This window comes from Streptomyces sp. CA-179760 (genome assembly GCF_050937045.1).
Taxonomy (GTDB): Bacteria; Actinomycetota; Actinomycetes; order Streptomycetales; family Streptomycetaceae; genus Streptomyces.
This window is the reverse complement of sequence record NZ_JBNJLZ010000001.1, coordinates 1,107,494-1,127,583: the sequence shown is the minus strand read 5'-3', so window position 1 is coordinate 1,127,583 and position 20,090 is coordinate 1,107,494. Positions and strand designations below refer to the sequence as shown.

Here is a 20,090-nt window from a genome sequence, read left to right as displayed (position 1 = left end):
CCGAGGGCGAGACCCTCGCCGCGTTCCGCGATTTGGATCAGCCCTTCCCCCGCGCTGCATCAGCGCTGTACGAGCGCTAACCGGCCTCCCGCGACAGTGGCATCACCGGCTCCCACCAGGGGAGCGGCGATCACAGGGGACGGCTACATGGGCACCACCGGAGCACCACAGCGCAGGGCCATACTCACCGGCGGGCTGGCTGCCACCACCGCGGCTCTGCTCACCGCCTGTTCGTCGAAGACGGACTCCGCGGCCAAGGGGACGGCAGCGGCCGCGGGCGCGAGCACGTCTCCCTCTCCCGTCGCGGCCGCGCGACCGGACTCGCCCTGGGCGGCGTTCGCGCGGCTGATGGACGGCAACAAGCGCTGGGTGGACGGCAGCCTCCAGCACCCCGACCGCGACCCGAAGCGGCGCCAGTTCGTCGCCGAGGAGCAGAAGCCCTACGGCGTGATCCTTTCGTGCATCGACTCCCGGGTGCCGCCGGAGCTGCTCTTCGACACCGGGCTCGGCGACCTCTTCGTGATGCGTACCGGCGGACAGGTCGTGGGACCGGTCGTCGTCGGTTCCGTGGAGTACGGGCCGATGACGGCCGGCACCCCGCTCATCGTGGTTCTCGGCCACCAGCGCTGCGGTGCCGTCAAGGCGGCGTACGAGGCGCTGCGCGACGGCAAGGAACTGCCCGGCAACCTGCAGTCGATCGCCGACGCACTCGAGCCGGCGTACGAGGAGACAGCCAAGGGCAAGCACGCCGACCCGGTCGACGCCATGACCCGCGTCCACATCAACCAGACCGCCGCCGACCTGCGGTCCAACAAGGACCTGGCCCCACTGGTGAAGAAGGGCGACCTGGCGGTCGTCAGCGCCTACTACTCGCTCGACACCGGCCGGGTGGAAGTCCTCAGCGGCGCGCCCTCCGCCTGATTCGGAGCCTCACTCGGATCCTGATTCGGAGACAACGGAGACCGGGCGGGAAAAACGTTCCACGCCCGGTCACGTTATACTTGCGGCCGCTCATGAAGGCCGCCGTCGTGCCTGGTCGCACGGCCGCAACAGCGAGGGGGTGGACGCCGTTCCGGCACGCCCCGCCCGCATCCAGGACGTCGCGGCCGCCGCCGGCGTCTCGGTGTCCACGGTGTCGAACGTGCTCAACCGGCCCGAGCGCGTCACCGCACGGACCGCCGAGCGCGTCCGCGTCGCGGTCGCCGAGCTCGACTACGTCCCGCACCCGGGAGCGTCGGGCCTGCGCACCGGCCACTCCTCAGCCATCGGGCTCGTGCTGCCCGACGTCACCAACTCCTTCTACGCGCGCATCGCGCGAGGCGCGGCCGACGCGGCCTACGACCACGGCTACTCCCTGGTCCTCTGCCACAGCGGCGACGCCCCGGAGCGGGAGCAGGGCTACTTCAGCATGCTCGTCGAACAGCGGGCCGTCGGCGTGGTCGTCGTGCCGCTCAGCGCCGACCCGGGACGTCTTGCCCGGCTGCGCGAGCGGGGCATCCCGCTGGTCCTGGCCGACCGTGCGATGCCCGACCGGGAGGGCTGCTCGGCCTCTGTCGACGACATCGCCGGCGGCCGCATCGCCGTACAGCACCTCCTCGACAGCGGGGCGCGCGACATCCTCGTCGTCAACGGCGAACGCGGCATACGCCAGTGCGCCGACCGAAACCAGGGCGCCCGGCAGGCCGTCCGCAGCCGGCGCGAGGCACGTCTGGACCAGGTCGTCGCCGAGCGGATGACCGTCGCGTACGGCACGCAGATCGGCCGCGAGCTCGAGCACCTGCCCGACGGGGTCTTCTGCACCAACGACTTCCTCGCGGCCGGCCTGTGCCGGGGACTGACCGAGCGGGGCGTGCGCATCCCTGAAGACGTGCAGGTGGTCGGCTACGGCGACCTCGACGTCGCGACCTTCGGGGCGACGACCCTGACCACGGTCCGGCAGCCGGTCGAGGATCTCGGCCGGGCGGCCGTGGACATGCTGCTCGACGAGATCGAGGCCCGTGCGGACCATCTCCACGAGACCCGCGTCTTCGCCCCCGGCCTCGTCCTGCGCGACTCCACCCGGCCGCTCCCCGGCGACTAGACGTCGGAGGGCACCCTCAGCGTCACCGGGCCCAGCAGCCCCGACGACAACTGGGAATCGAACGCCCAGGCGGTCGGTGTGGCCTCCGCGAGATACGGCGCCAGCGTGCCCCGGACCGTCACCTCCACCCGGACGGTACGCCCGGCGGCGCCCCACAACGGGAAGCGGTACGGCGCGCAGAACGCCTCACCGGCGGACTCCCCGTCGACCGACACCTCCACGCTGCCCCGGACCCGCCCGAGATCCAGCACGGGATCGGGCCCCGGCGGCACCTGGAGCGCACGCGCGTACGTCACGCCGCCGCTCCAACTGCCCAGCCCCAGCTCACGCCAGTCGCCGAGCGGCAGCGGCGCCGGTACGGTCCGCACGCGCACCGGCCCCCGCCAGGCGGAGCCGCCCCGCAGGACCGCCGTCGGCCCGGTGACCACCTCGACCGGGGTGGGCGCCGACAGTGGTTGGCGGAGTGTCAGCCGATGCCCCTCCAGGCGTGATTCCGGTCCGTCCCCGACGCGCACGCTCGCGGGAAGCACCAGCGGCAGGTCGAGCGACACCGTGCCCGCCGGCACCGTGAACCGGAAGCGCTGCGGGACCGCGTGGACGTCGTCCGTGGACCGCGACGGCCACACGGTGCCCGCGAGCACCGGCCGGCCGGTGAGCCACCCGGTGTCCGGCAGCGGGTGCGGCCGTACCGCGGCGTGGCAGTGCCGCAGCTCGCCCCTTCTGCGCTCGTCCTCGACGGTCCGCCCCCGCCACCCGCCCGTCCCGGCCTCCCAGCCGGCGCCGCTGACCAGAGCCGTCACTCCGTCCCCGGACCGCACCACCAGGTCGACGAACACCGCGTCCCGGGCATCGGCACTGTCGGACACCACCTCCAGGGTGTGCTCGCCCGCCCCGAGCACCGGTTCATGGCGGAAGAACTGCGGCACGGCGCCCCAGTCCGCCGCGTAGTACTCCACCTTCTCCTGCCGCGCCACGACGTCCCCGTCGAGCAGCACGGTGACCGCCGAGGCGGCACCCACCACGAGCACCGCCCGTGCGTCCTCGCCCGGGACCCGCAGCCCCGCGCGGTACGTGACCCTGCCGTCCGGCCGCACACCGTCCGGCGGGCGCATGAACCGCGGACGCGGCCCGAGCCCACCCGCCGCGGACAGGCAGAAGAAGCTGCCCAGCGGTGTGCCGTCCTCGGCCGAGATCGTCGAGGGACGGCCCTGGGCGTCGGACAGTTCGTATTCGAGCACGTTCCGCGCGCGGGCCACCGTGATCCGGGCGGACGCCACGTACCCGTCGCCGTCCGGGCTCAGCAGCTCGCCGTTCCACCACACCCGCTTGCGGGCCTCCGCGCCGACGTGCAGCTCGGCGGCCCCCCGGTGATCGGTCTCCACGATCGTCCGGACCCGGGCCGCCGTCGCGCCGGCCGGCACGGGCACGCGGACGAACTCCTCGTTCACCAGCCCCTTGAGGCCCAGCAGCCCGCCCGGCTCCGGGATGCCCCGGCTCGACGAGTACACGGCGACGTCCCAGCCCGCGTCCGGCGGTACGAGGGGCAGCTCGCCCGCCAGGACTCGTTCGGCCCGTTCGGCGTCCAGCGGCTCGGGCACCTGGCCGACGGGCACCGGGGGCAGGACACGGACCCGGTTGCCGTACGTGGCCCGGGCCCGCTCCCACACCGCGCCCTTGCCCTCGGACCACTCCATGGTCCAGAGCTGCGGCTCGTCCACGGAGGAGCCCGGGGGCAGGGCCAGATCGCCCCAGGTGTTGTCCAGGGTGGGGATCAGCCGGCCGTGCCAGCCGGCCGAGAGGTCGAGCACCCGGTCGGGTGAGTCTTGTTCCGGCGGCGTCGGTGCCGGGCGGCCCTCACGCCAGACGACCAGGGCCGCCGGGGCGCCGTCCAGCGGCACCTCGACGGTCGAGACGGCGCCGTCGGCGGTATCGGACACGGTGACGCGCGCGGAACGGCGGGAGCCGGTCGCCGGGTTCCAGACCTCGGCCTCGGCCACCTCGGCCCGCACGGTGACGGACGACGTGCCGACGGCGAGGCCCGGCGGGGAGGCGCCGGGCCGCAACGGATGCGCGCCGATCTCCGGAAAGGCCGCCGTGACCAGCGCCACCGCCTCGTTCCCCTGCCGCCTGACGAGCAGCGGCACCTCACCGGTGGCGTACCCGGCGGCGCCTGCCACCGCCGCCGCACCGGCCTCCGGGCCGGGCACCCGCTCCAGCCGTGGATGGGCCAGCAGGGCCGCCACCACCGCGTCGTCACCGGACCGGCCCGCGGCCGTCCCGGGCGGACGCCCCACGACCACGACCCGCCCTCCCGCGTCGAGGAGTTCGGCCAGCCGCCGCGCGGTCTCAGCCTCCAGCACACTCGCCGAGGGCAGCAGCACCGCGCTGTACGCCAGGTCTCTGACGCGCAGGGCGCCGTCGGTGGCGTTGGCACGCTGGACCGAGTCGTCGTCGACGACGTCGAAGGAGATCCCGTGCCGGTCCAGGCTGCCGACGTGCGGGGCGAGCCAGTTGTTCGTGCCGCACAGGTCCAGGTAATGGCGCTGCGTCTCGTCGGCATCGGCATGGCCGTCGCCCAGCCGGCCGTCGCCGAAGTGCTGGACCGGCACGTCCAGCGGGATGAGCGCCTGCATGGTCGCGGTCGGATGCAGGACCGCCACGTCGGCCGAACAGCTGCCCCAGGACATGATCGAGCAGATCCGGGCCACGGCCCGGGAGAACGCCGGGTACTGCTTCCAGTAGGGCTGGCGCCAGTCGGTGGACGGCGGCGCCCACTCGAACCAGCCGCCCGCCGTGCCGAAGTAACTGGCGTGCGGGTTGTACAGATTCGCGCCGCTGCGCAGGAACGGCAGCAGCCAGTGGTACGTGTCCTCCAGTGTGCCGCCCCAGCCCGAGGAGTGGAACGCCTCGATCCACACTCGCTCGTGGCCGTAGAGGTGAGCCATGGAGGAGTGCACCTTGGCGTCACCGTGATGGTCGCTGCCGGCGGCGCTGTACCAACGGTGGGTCCGGAAGTAGTCGGTGTAGATCTGCGTCGACTGCGCCGGAAAGCCCGCGCGGGCCGGGTGGCTCTGGTCGCTGCCGAGCAGCAGGCCGCGCTCGCGGTGCCAGTCGGCGAGCGGCCGGAACAGGGCCTCCTCGGTGAGCTCCGCGCGCACCGCGTAGTAGTCGGCGCGGATCTCTCCCTCCGGCACGGTGGCGTTCGTCCCGAACAGGGCCGGCAGGTGGTCGAGCAGGTCGTAGCCGCGCCGGGCGCGGAACTCGTCGGCGAAGCGGTGGCTCCACGCGTTCGTGCCCGGCAGTTCGTCCTGGAAGCTGCCCGCGATGACGGTGCCCAGGTACTCGGGCACCCGGCGGTCGTACTCGTGGTGGACGGTGTCCATCAGCAGGCCCACGGCGTGCGGGTCGAGGTAGTCGAACGCCGTGGGGACGGTGGTGACGAGCCGTACCTCGGTCCCGTCGGCGGCCGCGACACACACCTGGCCCGCGCCGTCCGTGGCCAGATCGAGGCGCCGGCCCTGCGGGGTACAGGCGGCCAGCGGGGTCTCGGCATCACCGACGGCGACCGTGCCCCTGGCGACGGTGACGTCGTGACAGCGCAGCGCACGGCCGGCCGCCTCGGGATGACGCCGTGTCACACCGCCCTGCACATTGGCGCCGGAGAACCCGATCTGGTCGTAGAACCACAGGCGCGTGCCCAGTTCGGCGGCGATCTCGCAGGCGTCGGTGAAGCGCGCCCACCACTCCTCGCCGAACCAGGCCGGATCGTCGGCCCGCGCACCGAACGTCGGGCCGGCCGGGGCCAGGTTGATCACGACGAGGTTGTGGACACCGCCCCGCGCGAACGCCCGCAACTGCCACGCCAGGCGCTCCCGGGTGACCTTGGCACCCGACCACCACCACAGGGGAGTGGGGCCGAAGTCGCGGGGCGGGTCGTCGAACAGGCGTCGGAGCGCGGGGGAGAGCACGGACACGGTCCTTCCCCTGAAACGTTTTTAGGCCACTTTCACCGTAGGGGACCTGGCACGGTGACGCCATACCGCGCTCCGTGGCGGCAAGGCCGACGTAATGTCACGCATTCGCGCGCGACATCTTGTTGCAACGTTTTTCTCACCCTATATTCGCTGCGACCAGGCCCTCGGAACCGCGATGTCACCAGACGACGGAGTCGCATCATGGCCGGTACCCGCCCCATTCCGAAACAGCTCTGGAAGGCCGCCGCCCTGTCGGGCATGGCTTCCTATCTCGATGCCGGGCTGATCGTCAGCATCTCCGTCAACCTGGCCATCTACCGCGACAGTTACGACATGGGCGTGTGGATGGCCGGTGCGATCAGCGCGATCGTCACCGGCTGCATCGCCGTAGGGTCCCTGGTCGGCGGACGGCTCGCCGACCTGTTCGGGCGCCGCCGCGTCTACAACTGGGACATCTTCTGCTTCGCCCTCGGCGCGATCCTCATCACGCTGGCCCCGGACGACATCACGCTGCTGATCGGTGTCCTGGTCGCGGGGCTCGCGGCCGGCGCCGATCTGCCGACGTCCCTGGCCGTGGTCTCGGACGCCGCGCCCTCCTGGGCCCGGGGCAGGCTCGTCGCCTTCACCCAGGTCATGTGGATGCTGGGCATCGCCGTCGCCATCTTCCTCGGCTTCGTCCTGTCCACGACCGGCATGACCGGGGCCCGGCTCATCACCGGACAGCTGGCCGTCGCCGCGCTCGTCACCTGGGCCTACCGCTCCCGTCTGAAACTGCCCGACGAGCCGTCGGAGAGCGAAACGGACGCGGCCCCGCAAAGGGTCTCCCTGAAGAACATCTGGACGCGCGCCGCCCTGCTGCCGATGACCGCGACCTTCGTCTTCTACGTCACCTGGGGCCTCGGGGCCAACACGTTCGGCCAGTTCGGCACCTATCTGCTCGTCACCGTCAGCGACGCCTCGCAGAGCCTGGCCACCGGGATCAACCTGGCCTTCATCCCGATCGGGGTGCTGCTGACCATCGCCTTCGTCCGGGTCGCCGACACGCCGTGGCGCGACCGGCTGTTCCACGTGGCCGCGGTGGTGCAGATCCTCGCCTTCGTCATCGCGTCCCTGACCGCGGGCGCGCTCGTCGGCATGCTCGTCTTCTTCGTCCTCTACCAGCTCTCCCACCCCTTCGCCGGAGAGGCGAACTACAAGGTGTGGTCGCAGCTCACGCTGCCGGCGGACACCCGGGGCACCACCCAGGGCCTGACCTACGCCGTATCGAGGGGGGTCTTCGCGGTTGCCGCGTTCTTCACCCCCGCCCTCGCCGACCACAGCCCGACCGTCCTGCTCTGGACGATCACCGCCTGTATGACGGCGGCGGCGTTCGCGGGCGTGTTCATCATCCGCGTCCTGGTGCCGCGTTCCTCCGGTGCGGTACGCGACAGCACGGACCTGCGCGTTCCCAGCACCTGAGCCGCAGCAGACCCTGACAAGGAGTGCCAGCCATGGCAACGACCGCGGACCGAACGGCCGTAGGGACCCTGCACGACCTGCTCCCGCCGGTCACCCGGCGCCGCACCCGGATCGGGCTGGTCGCCGGGGGACTGGGCACCTACTGGCCGCAGTTCCCCGGGCTCCTCCCGCAGCTGAAGGAGTCGGCCGGCTATGTCGCGGAGCGCTTCCGGGGGATGGACGCGGAGGTGACCGACGCCGGATTCGTCTCCGACGCGCAGGAGGGCGCGCGGGCCGCCGAGCTGCTGCGCAGGGCCGACTGCGATCTGATCGTGCTGTTCCTGACGACCTATCTGACGTCGTCGATGGTGCTGCCGATCGCGCAGCGCTCGCACACGCCCGTGCTGGTCATCGATCTCCAGCCGACCGAGAGGATGAACCACGCGACGTTCGACACGGGGGACTGGCTGGCCTACTGCGCCCAGTGCTCCGTGCCCGAGGTCGGCAACGTCTTCCGGCGCGCCGGCATCCCCTTCCGGTCGGTCTCGGGATGGCTGCGCCAGGAGTCCGCCTGGCGGCGCATCGAGCAGTGGATCCGGGCCGCGCACATCCGCGCCGCGCTCCGGCACGCCCGGCACGGCCTCATGGGGCACGTGTATCCCGGCATGCTCGATGTGCAGACCGATCCGACGCTGCTGGCGACGACGTTCGGCTCGCACGTGGAGGTGCTGGAGTTCGACGACCTGCGGCACCGGGTGGAGCGCGTGACCGACGCGGAGACCCGGGAGCGCATGGCACTCGCCCGGCAGGTGTTCACCCTCGACGACAGCGTGGTGGACGAGGACTTCGCCTGGGGCGCGACCGTGTCGGTCGCCCTGGACCGGCTCGTCGAGGACTTCGAGCTCGACAGCCTCGCCTACTACCACCGCGGCCTCGACGGCGAACTGCACGAGCGGCTCGGCGCCGGCATGATCCTGGGCGCCTCCCTGCTCACCGCCCGGGGCGTCCCCGCGGCCGGGGAGTACGAACTGCGCACCAGCGTCGCCCAGCTCGCCTCCCAGAGCGTCGGCGCAGGCGGCTCCTTCACCGAGATCCAGGCCCTCGACTTCGAGGACGGCGTCGTGGAGATGGGCCACGACGGACCCGCCCACCTCGCCGTCAGCGCCCGCGACCCGCTGCTGCGCGGACTCGGCGTCTACCACGGCAAACGCGGCTGGGGCGTGAGCGTCGAGTTCGACGTCCGGCACGGGCCCGTCACCCTGCTCGGCCTCGGCCAGGACGCCGATGGCAGCCTGTCCTTCGTCACCTCCGAGGGCACTGTCGTCCCCGGACCGCTGCTGGAGATCGGCAACACCACCAGCCGCGTCGACTTCGGCCGCGATCCGGGCGAATGGGTGGACGCGTGGAGCGCCACCGGCGTCGGTCACCACTGGTCCCTCGCGGTCGGCCATCACGCGGCCGACTTCCGGGCGGCGGCGAGCCTGCTGGGCATCGAGCACCGGGGCGTATGACGGGGAGATGGGTGTCGTCCCCGCCCGGAGATGGGTGCGGGCACCGATGGTGACGCCATCGGTGTGCGTGTGAGGCTGGCAGCGTCGTCGAGGCTTTCGTACCGGTTGTCATGGCCGCGGCCTCGGTGTGCGCCGAGAGGCGGACGACGCTGCCCGCTCAGAGCCCCCCTTCGAAGGAGGAGCCCCTATCCATCCCCGCAAGGTGAAACGATCCGCCCACCGCGCTCCCACGAAGGCGGTGACCCGTGGGACACGCTGACAGCCTCCTCGCCATGGGCGGCGCGTTCCTGGCCGCCGCCTTCCTCGCCCGCCTCGGCGGCAGGATCGGACTCCCGACGATCCCGCTGTTCATGCTCGCGGGCATCCTGCTCGGCCCGCACACCCCGGGCCTGGTCATCGTCGAGGACGCACACGACTTCGAGATGCTCTCCGCGCTCGGACTGGTGCTGCTGCTGTTCTACCTGGGCCTTGAGTTCCACCTAGACGACCTCAAGAGCGGCGGCCGGCGCCTGCTGACCGCGGGCGGGATCTATCTGCTGCTCAACGTCGGCGCGGGTCTGGCCTTCGGGTTCGCCCTGGGCTGGGGCGTCCGGGAGGCGCTGGTGCTCGCCGGTGTCCTCGGGATCTCCTCGTCCGCCATCGTCACCAAGATCCTCATCGACCTGGGCCGCATCGGCCGCCCGGAGACCCGTCTCATCCTGGGCGTCATCGTGGTCGAGGACATCTTCCTCGCGCTGTACCTCGCCGCGCTCCAGCCGGTCATCAGCGGCGCCCAGGGCGTCGGGGACATGGTCCTCCAGGGCGCCAAGGCCTTCGGCTTCCTGCTGGTCCTGGCCGCCGCGGCCCGCTACGGCACCAAACTGGCCGGGCGCCTGATCGCGACCCGCGACAGCGAACTGCTCGTCATCACCTTCCTCGGCACGGCCGTCCTCGTGGCGGGAGTCGCCGAGGTCCTCGGAGTCGCCGACGCCATCGGCGCGTTCATGGCCGGGCTGATCCTGGCCGGTACGTCCTCCGGCCCGCGCATCCGGGAACTGGTGCATCCGCTGCGCGACGCCTTCGCGGCGATCTTCTTCTTCGCCTTCGGTCTCTCCATCGACCCCGGTGACATCCTGTCCGTCGTCGGCCCGGTCGCAGCGGCGGCCGCACTGACCGTCGTCATGAACATCATCGCCGGGCTCCTCGTCGCCCGCGTGTACGGCTACGGCGCCGAGCCCGCCGCCGAGATCGCCACCACCCTCGTGGCCCGCGGCGAGTTCGCGCTGATCCTGGCCGCCATGGCGGCCAGCGCCGGACTCGACAACCGCCTCGCCCCGTTCATCGCGGGGTACGTCCTCGTCCTCGCGGTCCTCGGCCCCATCGCCGCCGGACGCTCCTCCCTGCTGGCCGGCGCGCTCCGGTCCGCCCAGGGCATCCTGCCGGGCCGCACGGCCCCGTCGTACGACATCGAGCCGCAAGCCGACACAGTCGGCCCCGCACCACCCGCTCCCCAGCCCGCCGAGGCCGAGCGCCGGTGAGCGGGGTCTGGTGCGTGCAGCTGCAAGGCGGAGGAGGGCGGCGATGCGGAGTATCGGCAACCGACGACAACGCGGCAGATGCGCGTGCCGGACCCCGCGTCTGCGGCGTGATCCAAACGACAGGCCCTAGCGTTTTCGCCTCGCGGCCCGGGTCTCAGGGCTCGATCAAACCGACGCGGATGGCGTAGCGCGTCAGCTCCAGACGGTCCTTCAGGCCGAGCTTCTGGAGCAGGTTGGCGCGGTGGCGCTCCACCGTCTTGGGGCTGATGACCAGCAGTTCGGCGATCTGTTGCGAGGTGTAGCCCTCGGCGACGAGCTTGAGGATCTCCTCCTCACGGTCGGTGATGGCCCGGGAGGGCGGTGCGCCGCCCTGCCGGGCGCGGTCGAGGTAGTCGCGGACGAGCGCGTCGACGGCACCGGGATACAGGAAGGGCTCGCCCCGCATGGTGGCCCGGCACGCCTCTACCAGGTCGCGGTCCGCGACGGACTTGAGTACATAGCCCGAGGCACCGGCACCGAGCGCCTCGAAGAAGAACTGCTCGTTGTCGTACATGGTCAGGATGAGGATCCGCGTCCCGGGGCAGGTCCGGGACAGCTCCCGGGCGGCCTGGAGCCCCGTCAGCCGGGGCATGGCGATGTCGAGGACGGCCAGATCGGGCCGGTGCTCACGGGCCCGGGCGACGGCCTCGGCACCATCGTCCGCCTCGGCGACCACGGTGAGATCGCGTTCGGCGTCGAGAATCAGCCGGACACCCCGCCGCACCAGGGCGTGGTCGTCGGCGAGCAGGATGCGTGTGGGGGAGTCGGTCATGGTCGGCCGTTCCGGTCGGGGTCGCGTACGGGCACGGGGACGGTCAGGCGCACTTCGGTGCCCTGGTCCGGGCCGGGACCCAGGCTGAGGTCGGCGCCGACGAGCAGGGCACGTTCACGCATGCCCCGGATACCGGCTCCCTCCGGCGCGGCGCCGGTGCCCCGTCCGTCGTCACGGACGCAGAGCCGCACGCCCGAGGCGGTCCGCCGCAGAGCGAGCTCGGCGTGCCGGGCATCTGCGTGCCGGGCGACATTGGTGAGCCCCTCCTGCGCCACCCGGTGGAGGACGAGCTCGGCCTCCGGGCCGAGCGGCGGCAGATCCGCGTCCAGTCGGTGCCGTACGGACAGACAGGGCCCGCAGAAGTCGGTGGCGAGGGACTTCAGCGCACTCGCCAGACCGAGTTCGTCCAGCACACCGGGGCGCAGTCGGCGGGCTGTCCGACGGATCTCGTCCAGACCGGCCCGGGTGGTCTCCTGTACCTGGCGCAGCTCCTCCAGCAGGTCGGGCGGGGCATGACCGGCCACCCGCTTGAGTTCGAGCAGCACGGCCGTGAGGGTCTGGCCGACCTCGTCGTGCAGCTCCTGGGCGATACGGCGCCGCTCGGCCTCCTGGGCGGACAGGACCCGGGCGGTGCTCGTGGCCCGCTCGTCCTCCAGCCGGTCGAGCATGGTGTTGAACGTCGTGATCAGCTCGGCGACCTCCGCCTGGCCGCCGACCGCCGTACGCCGCCCAGGACGCAGCAGGTCGGTCGTCGTCATGGCCCGCGTGAGGCGCTGGAGCGGGGCGAGCCCGACCCGCAGCAGCAGGGCGTTGGCGACGAGCATCGCGGCCAGCCCCACCGCCAGTACCGCGGCCTCGGTGAGCAGCACCGGCGTGGAGACGGTCACGGGTCCCAGCAGAAGCGCGGTCGCAGTGATCAGCACGAGGGCGTTCAGCAGGAAGATCCGCCAGAACAAGGGCACCGCGTACCGCCTCCACCGACCTGTCAGCCTCCGTCATCCCTCCAGCGTGTGCGCTGCCCGGCCCCGCCGCCATCCGTGACACCACCCATCATCGAGGCGAACACCGGCCTTCCGGCGCGGCGTTCGTACCGGGCGGCCACCGGGAAGGATGAGGGTGGGGCCTGATGGCGGAGGCCGCTGGAGGGGGAGAAGCTGAAGCCCTGGTGAGACCGGCCGACCGTCCGTCGGCGGGCCGTCTCCCTCCGCACCGTCACGTGGCCCGACACCCCAGGACTTGCCATGGCCTCGGCCGTGCCCTGCCTCGAAGCGCTGTCGGGTTCCGGGAAGGAGAAGCCGTGCCCCAGTCCGGAGACGAACGTCTCGTCGACCTCGAAGCGCGACTCGAGCGGGAGGACCCCAGGTTCGCCCGGGCTCTGCGATCCGGGCGTCCGGCCCGGCCCCGGGAGTACCGGCGTACCGGAGCCTGGTGGGGACTGGCACTCGGCGTGGCCGTCCTCGGTTCCGGCATCGCCCTGGCCCAGGGGCTGCTCATCGCGGCCGGGCTGGTCGTGGTCGGGATGTCGGCCCAGCTCGTCGACCCGGACCCGAGCCGCCCGGGGCGGCAGGGCCCGAGGAGGCGGTGACACCACGGTGAGCGGCGCCGTCCTCGGACAGCCGTAGCCCGGAGGCCGCTCCCGCGGGCTCGGTCCGGACCCCACGTACACCGGGTCCTCGACGGGAACAGGCCGGCCATCACCATGAGAATGCCGCCGGAAGAGTGTGGCCCGTAACCCATGTGATCGTCCTGGATGGTGGGACCGCCCGGCATGACTGACGGTGGTTCACGTCGAGGCCGGGTCTCCCGAGCTGGCGAGACGTCAGCTGCCCGGCCCACGACGGAAGGACTACCGATGCGCTCTGCCCGCATTCTGCTCGCGACGGCAACCGCCACGGCGGCCCTCGCGATCGCCGCACCCACCGCCTGTGCCGAGGCCATGGGTGACCGGGACCACGACACCACTTCTAGCAGCAAGGAGCACCACAGAGACGGCAAGCACCACGAGCCGCGCGGCGGAGTACACACGGGTGGCGGAGCGCTTGCCGCCGTGAACGCCGACGACGACTGGGACAACCCCAAGCACGACCCGGACACCTACAAGGACGGCGAGCGCGGCGGGGACCCCTGGGGAGACAAGCACGACGACCCCTATGGCGACAAGCGCGACAAGGACTGGGACAAGCACGACGAGAACGGCAAGGACTGGGGCGACAAGCACGACGAGAACGGCAGGCACGACGAGCACGGCAAGCACGACAAGCCGCGCGGCGGCGTCCACACCGGTGGCGGCGCGCTCGCCTCGCCGGGTGTCACCGCCGGCGGTCTCGCCGTGCTGGCAGTGGCCGGCACCGGGCTGTACGCGCTGCGACGCCAGAGGGCCTCGCGGGGCACGGCATGACCGATGCCTGACCACATAGCCGCCGTGGCCGCCGCACGTGCCCCTCGCGTCGCGGCGGCCCGGCTCGTCGTCCACGCGCGTCGTGCCCGCTGCCCTGCCCGATGCGCTGCCGTGCCCGAATGAGGTGGTCCCCGATGGCAGCCAGCACTCCCGCCCCTGCCGACTCAGGCTCCGAGCCGCAGAAGTCGAAGCGGCGATTCCGCACCGCCGTGACGGCCTTCTGGGCCGTGGCCGCCCTGGTCCTGACCCTGTGCCTGGTCGGCGGCGGCGACGAGTCGTCCGACACCTCAGGCCCGCCGCACGCCCCGCCTGCTGTATCCGCGGCCGCCCCGTCCACGTCCGCGGGACCCCACCGGTCCGGGTCGTCCAAGGCCCGGCCTCATCTGCCCCGGTCCCGGCCGCTCCGCCTCCTCATCCCCAAGATCGCGGTCGACGCGCCGTTCACCGGCCTCGCCATCGACCGTTCGGGTCAGCTCGCGCCCCCGCCGCCCGACGAGACCAACCTCGTCGGCTGGTATGCCAAGGGCCACTCGCCCGGAGAGACCGGCACCGCGATCATCGCCGGGCACGTGGACACCGCGACCTCCCTGGCCGTGTTCGCCCGGCTCAGCGAGCTGCGGAAGGGGGACCGGTTCCATGTGACGCGAGCCGACGGCCGACGGGCGACCTTCGTGGTCGACGGAGCGGAGTCCTTCGAGAAGGACGGCTTCCCCAGCGAGCGCGTCTACGGCGACACGGCCGACGCCCAGGTCCGGCTCATCACCTGCGCGGGTGCCTACGACCGCAAGGCCCGGGACTACACCGAGAACCTGGTGGTGTTCGCCCACCTCGTCTGACTTCCGGGGCCACGGCCTGACTTGGTGTCTTACCGGGACTCTTGCAGAAAGCCCCGGCGTTCACGCCGGGGATGAATGCATCTCAAGACTGCTCTGACGTGCACGTCAGAGCGGGCGTTTCTGCTGCTCGATGTACTGGCGGACGATCGCCAAGGGTGCTCCGCCGCACGATGCGGAGAAGTGTGGACGTGATCGCGTTCGCCGTTGAACTCCTTCGACTCCGCCTCGAAGTCCTCGCCCGCCTTGCGCATGATCTTTTCGCAGCGCGTCAGCATCTCGTCGTTGACGACTCCGGCCAACTTGAGCGTCAACTCGAACACGCTTGCCCACTTCGTGTGCGATTTCAGTTGGATGTGATCTTCCGCCGCGAGCGGCCACGAAGCATCCCTACGGTGATCGGTATGCAGCTCCGCTACAACTACCGGGCCTACCCAGACGCCTCCCAGCGCCGTGCGCTGGCGAGTGCGTTCGGGTGCGCCCGCGTGGTGTGGAACGACTGCCTGCGCGACCGCAAGGAAGCGCACGCCGCGGGACTGCCGTTCGTGACGTCGGCCGAACTGTCCCGGCTTCGCATCACCCAGGCCAAGCGCACTGAGGAACGCGCCTGGCTCGCCGACGTGTCGGCGGTTGTCCTGCAACAGTCCCTGCGGGACCTGGACACCGCCTACAACAACTTCTTCGACAGCCTCAAGGTCAAGCGGCAGGGTTGCAGGGCCGGCCCTCCCCGCTACAAGTCGAAGAAGGACACCCGGCAGTCGATCCGCCTCAACACCAACGCCTTCTGCCTCCAGAGCGACGGCACGGTGTACGTGGCCAGGGTCGGCAACCTCAAGGTCAAGTGGTCCCGCCGGCTTCCGGCAGCCCCGACTTCTCTGACCGTCACCAAAGAACCGGGCCAAGGCCCGCATCAAGGTCGCACGCCAGCATGCCAAGGTGGCCGACCGGCGCCGGGACTTCCACCACAAGGCTTCCACACAGATCATTCGCGACAACCAAGCGGTGTACGTGGAAGACCTCGCGGTGTCCGGTCTAGGCCGTACCCGGCTCGCCAAGTCCGTGCACGACGCGGGATGGTCCGCGTTCGTGGGCATGCTGGAGTACAAGGCGGCTCTGCACGGCCGCATCTTCGCCAAGGCAGACCGGGCCTTCCCGTCCTCTCAGGTCTGCTCGGCCTGCGGATTCCGGGACGGCCCCAAGCCTCTCCACGTCCGGGAGTGGACGTGCGGGGCCTGTGGCACCGTGCACGACCGTGACCACAACGCAGCCCGCAACGTCCTCTTCGAAGGACGCCGCATCGTCGCCGCCGGACGGGCGGAGACACCAAACGCCTGTGGAGCGCCGGTAAGACGGGCACCCGTGCCCGCACAGCGCCGAGAAGCAGGAAGCCCCCGGAAGGGTCAGACGACCCAGGCCGGAATCCCTGGACTTTAGGCCAGGGAGCACGCCAAAGTTGCTGCCACGATTTCAGCGACTGTGGGACCTGTGAGGTAGACGCGAAACATGACGACCGAAACGTTTGAGTTCCAGGTAGAGGCACGTCAGCTGCTCCAGTTGATGATCCACTCGGTCTACTCGAACAAGGATGTCTTCTTGAGGGAGCTGGTCTCCAACGCCTCCGACGCGCTCGACAAGCTGCGTCTGGAGAAGCTGCGGGACGACTCGCTCGACGCCGACGTGTCGGACCTGCACATCCGGATCGACGTCGACAAGGAGGCCCGCACCCTCACGGTGCGGGACAACGGCATCGGGATGTCCTACGACGAGGTCGGGCAGCTCATCGGCACCATCGCCAACTCGGGCACCGCCACGTTCCTGCAGGAACTGAAGGAGGCCAAGGACACGGCCGGGGCCGAGGGGCTCATCGGCCAGTTCGGTGTCGGCTTCTACTCCGGCTTCATGGCGGCGGACGAGGTGACGCTGGTGAGCCGCCGGGCCGGCGAGAGCCAGGGCACCCGCTGGACGTCGCGCGGTGAGGCCACGTACACACTGGAGAAGGTCGACGACGCGCCGCAGGGCACGTCCGTCACGCTCCACCTCAAGCCCGCCGACCCCGAGAACCAGCTCCACGACTACACCTCGCCGTGGCAGATCAAGGACATCGTCAAGCGGTACTCGGACTTCATCACCTGGCCGATCCGGATGCTCCCGGAGGCGGGCGAGGGCGACAGCGCGCCCGAGCCCGAGACGCTGAACTCGATGAAGGCCCTCTGGGCGCGCTCGCGCGACGAGGTGTCCGACGACGAGTACCACGAGCTGTACAAGCACATCAGCCACGACTGGCGCGAGCCCCTGGAGACGATCCGGCTCCAGGCGGAGGGCACCTTCGAGTACCAGGCCCTGCTCTTCGTCCCCGCGCATGCCCCGCACGACCTGTTCACGCGGGACTTCAAGCGCGGCATCCAGCTCTATGTGAAGCGCGTCTTCATCATGGACGACTGCGAGGAGCTGCTCCCGCCGTACCTGCGCTTCGTCAAGGGCGTCGTCGACGCGGCGGACCTCTCGCTCAACGTCTCCCGCGAGATCCTCCAGCAGGACCGGCACATCCGGATGATGCGGCGCCGGCTGACCAAGAAGGTCCTGTCCACGGTCAAGGACTTCATGACCAAGGACGCCGACCGCTACGCCACGTTCTGGCGCGAGTTCGGCACCGTCCTCAAGGAGGGCCTGGTCACCGACTCCGAGAACCGCGACGCCATCCTCGCCGTCTCCTCGTTCGCCACCACGCACGCCGACGACGAGCCGACCACGCTGGCGCGGTACGCGGAGCGGATGAAGGACGGCCAGGACGACATCTACTACCTCACCGGCGAGTCCCGGCAGAGCATCGAGAACTCCCCGCACATGGAGGCGTTCCGCGACAAGGGCATCGAGGTCCTGCTGCTCACCGACGCCGTCGACGAGGTGTGGGTGGACGCCGTCGGCGAGTACGAGGGCAAGCGGCTGCGGTCCGTCGCCAAGGGCGAGATCGACCTGGACGCCCAGGGGGACGAGAAGGCCGACGAGGAGCGGGAGAAGCAGGCCGAGGACTTCGCCGGGCTGCTCGGCTGGATGCGGGAGCAGCTGGGCGAGGACATCAAGGAGGTGCGCCTGTCGGCGCGGCTCACTGTCTCTCCCGCCTGTGTCGTCTCGGACGCGCACGATCTGACCCCGGCCCTGGAGAACATGTACCGGGCGATGGGCCAGGAGGTGCCGCGCGCCCAGCGGATCCTCGAGCTCAACCCCGGCCACCAGCTGGTGAAGGGCCTGAACCAGGCGTACAGGGAGCGCGAGGACCGCTCGGGCCTCGTCGAGTCCGCGGAGCTGCTGCACACACTGGCGGTGCTCGCCGAGGGCGGCCAGCCCAAGGATCCCGCCCGCTTCGTCAAGCTGGTAGCGGACCGCCTGGAGCGCACGCTGTAGTCACGGGACGGATCAGGGGTGGTCCGGGGCGCCCGCGGGGCGGGCGCCGGGCGGGGTTGTGCCGGTGCCCGGCGGGACGATCTCGCCCTGGACCACCTTCGGTGCGGGGCCTGTCCCGGCCTCCTCGTCCTTCGCGGCGCGTGCCTCGGCCTTGAGGATGCGCGCCGACTTGCCGGCGGAGCGGGCGAGTTCGGGGAGCTTCTTCGCTCCGATCACGGCTATGACGACGAGGAGGATGATCGCGAGCTCGCTCAGTCCGAACATGGTGTCCTGTCCTTTCCCGCCCGGGCCGGGCACGGCGCGAGCGTATCGGGCGGGGAGCACGGCGTCATCGCCGCCTCGGGGCGCGGGGCCGGCTGCCCGCGCAGGTGGGGCAGCACGCCGAAGTCGAGCAGCGCCTGCCGCCAGGCCATCCGGGCCTGCTCCACCCGCCCGGCCGTCGGTGCCCCGCGCCGGCCCAGGGCCGTGCGCAGCAGTGCGGCCAGAGCCAGGAGGCCGGTCAGGGCCGCCACGAGCGCCAGCGTCCAGCCGGCGGCGAGCAGCGATCCCGGCAACGGCCCCGGGGCGGCGGCCACTTGGAGCAGGCCGCCGAGCAGGAGCAGCACCCCGGCGGACGTGGCCGCCACGAGCGGCGTGAGCACCGCGAGGGCGGGCAGCAGACTGCCGGTGTCGCGCGAGCCCCGCGCCTCGTGCCGGGCCGCCCGCCGGACGGCGAGACAGGCGCGGTACGGCTCACCGGCCGCCGCCGCGATGTCGTCGGCGTGGGCCAGTGTGTGGGCGCGCAGGCGCGCCGCCGCCCGGCCGGACGGGTCGGCACCGAGAGCACCACGGATGTCCGCGGCGCTCAGCGCCAGGTGCAGTACCGCTTCGAAATCCGCGCGGTCCTCGGGTCGGAGGCGGGACGATTCGGCCACAGGGTCTCCCGGTCGGTTGCTGATGCGGCCGCCGGGCCCGGCCATGTGCCGGCGGGCCCGGCGGTGCGGTCGGTCCGTGTCAGACGTTGACGCCGAAGTCGGAGGCGATACCGGCCAGCCCGGAGGCGTATCCCTGGCCGACGGCACGGAACTTCCACTCCTCGCCGTGCCGGTAGAGCTCGCCGAAGACCATCGCCGTCTCGGTGGAGGCGTCCTCGGACAGGTCGTAGCGGGCGATCTCCTGACCGCCGGCCTGGTTGACGACCCGGATGAACGCGTTACGGACCTGCCCGAAGCTCTGGCCGCGGTTCTCGGCGTCGTGGATGGACACCGGGAACACGATCTTGTCGATCCCGGCGGGCACGGCGGCGAGGTTCACCTTGACGGTCTCGTCGTCGCCCTCGCCCTCGCCGGTGAGGTTGTCGCCGGTGTGCTCGACCGAGCCGTCCGGGCTCTTCAGGTTGTTGTAGAAGACGAAGTGCTGGTCGGAGGGGACCTTGCCGGAGGTCTCGAGGAGCAGGGCGGAGGCGTCCAGGTCGTGGTCCGTGCCGGTGGTCGTGCGGACGTCCCAGCCCAGGCCGACCAGGACGGCGGTGAGGCCCGGCGCCTCCTTGCTGAGCGAGACGTTGCCGCCCTTGGACAGGGAAACTCCCACGGGTACTCCTTCTAGACGTGTGTTCTGGTTCTTGACGCGTGCGTTCCGGGTCCGGGAAGAACCCGGAAGCAAAATCTACAGCACTGTAGAAGGTGGGTGGGCCGCTCCCGCGGATCTATACGATGTCGGCACGGGCAACGCAGGGCGGTGGAAGGGAGGCAGGACGGTGACGGATCCCCGGCAGCGTCCCCGGCGGGGGCAGGGCGAGCTGGAGGCGCTGGTGCTGGAGGCGCTGCGGGCTGCGGACGGTCCGGCGACGGCCGGCTGGGTGCAGGAACGCCTCGGCGGTGATCTCGCGTACACGACGGTGATCACGATCCTGACCCGGCTGCTGGGCAAGGGCGCGGTCACCCGGGAGCGGGTGGGCCGGTCCTTCGTCTGGACGCCCGCATCGGACCAGGCGGGCCTGGCCGCGCGGAAGATGCGCAAGGTGCTGGACGGTGAGAGCGACCGCGAGGCCGTGCTGGCCAGTTTCCTCACCGGCCTCGACCCGGACGACGAGCGCCTGCTGCGCGACCTGCTGGAACAGGCGCACGGCGAGGGAGAAGACTGAAGCCT

16 protein-coding genes and 2 pseudogenes are annotated in these 20,090 nt (G+C 71.4%); 11 read left to right on the top strand and 7 right to left on the bottom strand.

What is annotated here, in order from left to right; all coding sequences use genetic code 11:
* The first annotated feature begins 147 nt into the window (after window positions 1-147).
* Window positions 148-921, top strand: a complete 774-nt coding sequence (locus tag ACQEV8_RS04855) for a carbonic anhydrase (RefSeq protein ID WP_432957608.1) — start codon at window positions 148-150, stop codon at window positions 919-921.
* A gap of 139 nt (window positions 922-1,060) precedes the next feature.
* Window positions 1,061-2,080, top strand: coding sequence for a LacI family DNA-binding transcriptional regulator (locus ACQEV8_RS04850; protein ID WP_432957605.1), 1,020 nt, complete (start codon window positions 1,061-1,063; stop codon window positions 2,078-2,080).
* Here ACQEV8_RS04850 and ACQEV8_RS04845 read toward each other — a convergent pair.
* Window positions 2,077-6,048, bottom strand: a complete 3,972-nt coding sequence (locus tag ACQEV8_RS04845) for a glycosyl hydrolase (RefSeq protein WP_432972437.1) — start codon at window positions 6,046-6,048, stop codon at window positions 2,077-2,079. The genes ACQEV8_RS04850 and ACQEV8_RS04845 overlap by 4 nt on opposite strands.
* Before the next feature lie 207 nt (window positions 6,049-6,255).
* On the opposite strand from ACQEV8_RS04845, the gene ACQEV8_RS04840 reads away from it, so the two are divergent.
* The 3 genes from ACQEV8_RS04840 to ACQEV8_RS04830 all read left to right on the top strand — a co-directional run bounded on the left by ACQEV8_RS04840 (window position 6,256) and on the right by ACQEV8_RS04830 (window position 10,519).
* Window positions 6,256-7,512, top strand: a complete 1,257-nt coding sequence (locus ACQEV8_RS04840) for an MFS transporter (protein ID WP_432957603.1) — start codon at window positions 6,256-6,258, stop codon at window positions 7,510-7,512.
* Window positions 7,513-7,544: 32 nt separating this feature from the next.
* Window positions 7,545-9,002: an arabinose isomerase gene (locus ACQEV8_RS04835; protein WP_432957601.1), complete on the top strand. Its 1,458-nt coding sequence runs from the start codon at window positions 7,545-7,547 to the stop codon at window positions 9,000-9,002.
* A 245-nt stretch (window positions 9,003-9,247) separates the two neighbouring features.
* Window positions 9,248-10,519, top strand: a complete 1,272-nt coding sequence (locus ACQEV8_RS04830) for a cation:proton antiporter (protein WP_432957598.1) — start codon at window positions 9,248-9,250, stop codon at window positions 10,517-10,519.
* 154 nt (window positions 10,520-10,673) lie between these two features.
* On the opposite strand, the gene ACQEV8_RS04825 is transcribed toward ACQEV8_RS04830, so the two are convergent.
* Window positions 10,674-11,330, bottom strand: a complete 657-nt coding sequence (locus ACQEV8_RS04825; RefSeq protein ID WP_432957595.1) for a response regulator — start codon at window positions 11,328-11,330, stop codon at window positions 10,674-10,676.
* A complete protein-coding gene (locus ACQEV8_RS04820) occupies window positions 11,327-12,292 on the bottom strand; it encodes a HAMP domain-containing sensor histidine kinase (protein ID WP_432957594.1) in 966 nt (321 codons plus the stop codon). Before ACQEV8_RS04820 ends, ACQEV8_RS04825 begins: the two co-directional genes overlap by 4 nt.
* Window positions 12,293-12,627: 335 nt before the next feature.
* Here ACQEV8_RS04820 and ACQEV8_RS04815 point away from each other — a divergent pair, with 335 nt between their 5' ends.
* The 3 genes from ACQEV8_RS04815 (at window position 12,628) to ACQEV8_RS04805 (ending at window position 14,564) form a co-directional block, all read left to right on the top strand.
* On the top strand, window positions 12,628-12,915 hold the full coding sequence (locus ACQEV8_RS04815; protein ID WP_432957591.1) for a DUF3040 domain-containing protein: 288 nt from the start codon (window positions 12,628-12,630) through the stop codon (window positions 12,913-12,915).
* Window positions 12,916-13,182: 267 nt separating this feature from the next.
* On the top strand, window positions 13,183-13,728 hold the full coding sequence (locus ACQEV8_RS04810; RefSeq protein WP_432957590.1) for a hypothetical protein: 546 nt from the start codon (window positions 13,183-13,185) through the stop codon (window positions 13,726-13,728).
* A 134-nt stretch (window positions 13,729-13,862) separates the two neighbouring features.
* Complete coding sequence (locus ACQEV8_RS04805) at window positions 13,863-14,564, top strand: class F sortase (protein ID WP_432957588.1); 702 nt, start codon at window positions 13,863-13,865, stop codon at window positions 14,562-14,564.
* 105 nt (window positions 14,565-14,669) lie between these two features.
* On the opposite strand, the pseudogene ACQEV8_RS04800 reads toward ACQEV8_RS04805, so the two are convergent.
* Window positions 14,670-14,884: pseudogene (locus ACQEV8_RS04800) on the bottom strand (transposase).
* 81 nt (window positions 14,885-14,965) lie between these two features.
* Between ACQEV8_RS04800 and ACQEV8_RS04795 the strand changes: the two are divergent.
* Both ACQEV8_RS04795 and htpG read left to right on the top strand, forming a co-directional pair.
* A pseudogene (locus ACQEV8_RS04795) lies at window positions 14,966-15,995 on the top strand (RNA-guided endonuclease InsQ/TnpB family protein).
* 69 nt (window positions 15,996-16,064) lie between these two features.
* Window positions 16,065-17,963: a molecular chaperone HtpG gene (htpG, locus tag ACQEV8_RS04790; protein ID WP_432957586.1), complete on the top strand. Its 1,899-nt coding sequence runs from the start codon at window positions 16,065-16,067 to the stop codon at window positions 17,961-17,963.
* A 12-nt stretch (window positions 17,964-17,975) separates the two neighbouring features.
* Here the strand turns inward: htpG and ACQEV8_RS04785 are convergent, their stop codons facing one another.
* The 3 genes from ACQEV8_RS04785 to ACQEV8_RS04775 form a co-directional block, all read right to left on the bottom strand.
* A complete protein-coding gene (locus ACQEV8_RS04785; protein WP_432957584.1) occupies window positions 17,976-18,227 on the bottom strand; it encodes a twin-arginine translocase TatA/TatE family subunit in 252 nt (83 codons plus the stop codon).
* Complete coding sequence (locus ACQEV8_RS04780) at window positions 18,215-18,877, bottom strand: hypothetical protein (RefSeq protein WP_432957582.1); 663 nt, start codon at window positions 18,875-18,877, stop codon at window positions 18,215-18,217. Before ACQEV8_RS04780 ends, ACQEV8_RS04785 begins: the two co-directional genes overlap by 13 nt.
* A gap of 79 nt (window positions 18,878-18,956) precedes the next feature.
* A complete protein-coding gene (locus ACQEV8_RS04775) occupies window positions 18,957-19,532 on the bottom strand; it encodes a TerD family protein (RefSeq protein WP_432957580.1) in 576 nt (191 codons plus the stop codon).
* Window positions 19,533-19,698: 166 nt separating this feature from the next.
* Between ACQEV8_RS04775 and ACQEV8_RS04770 the strand changes: the two genes are divergently transcribed.
* Window positions 19,699-20,085, top strand: a complete 387-nt coding sequence (locus ACQEV8_RS04770; RefSeq protein WP_432957578.1) for a BlaI/MecI/CopY family transcriptional regulator — start codon at window positions 19,699-19,701, stop codon at window positions 20,083-20,085.
* The last annotated feature ends 5 nt before the right edge of the window (window positions 20,086-20,090 follow it).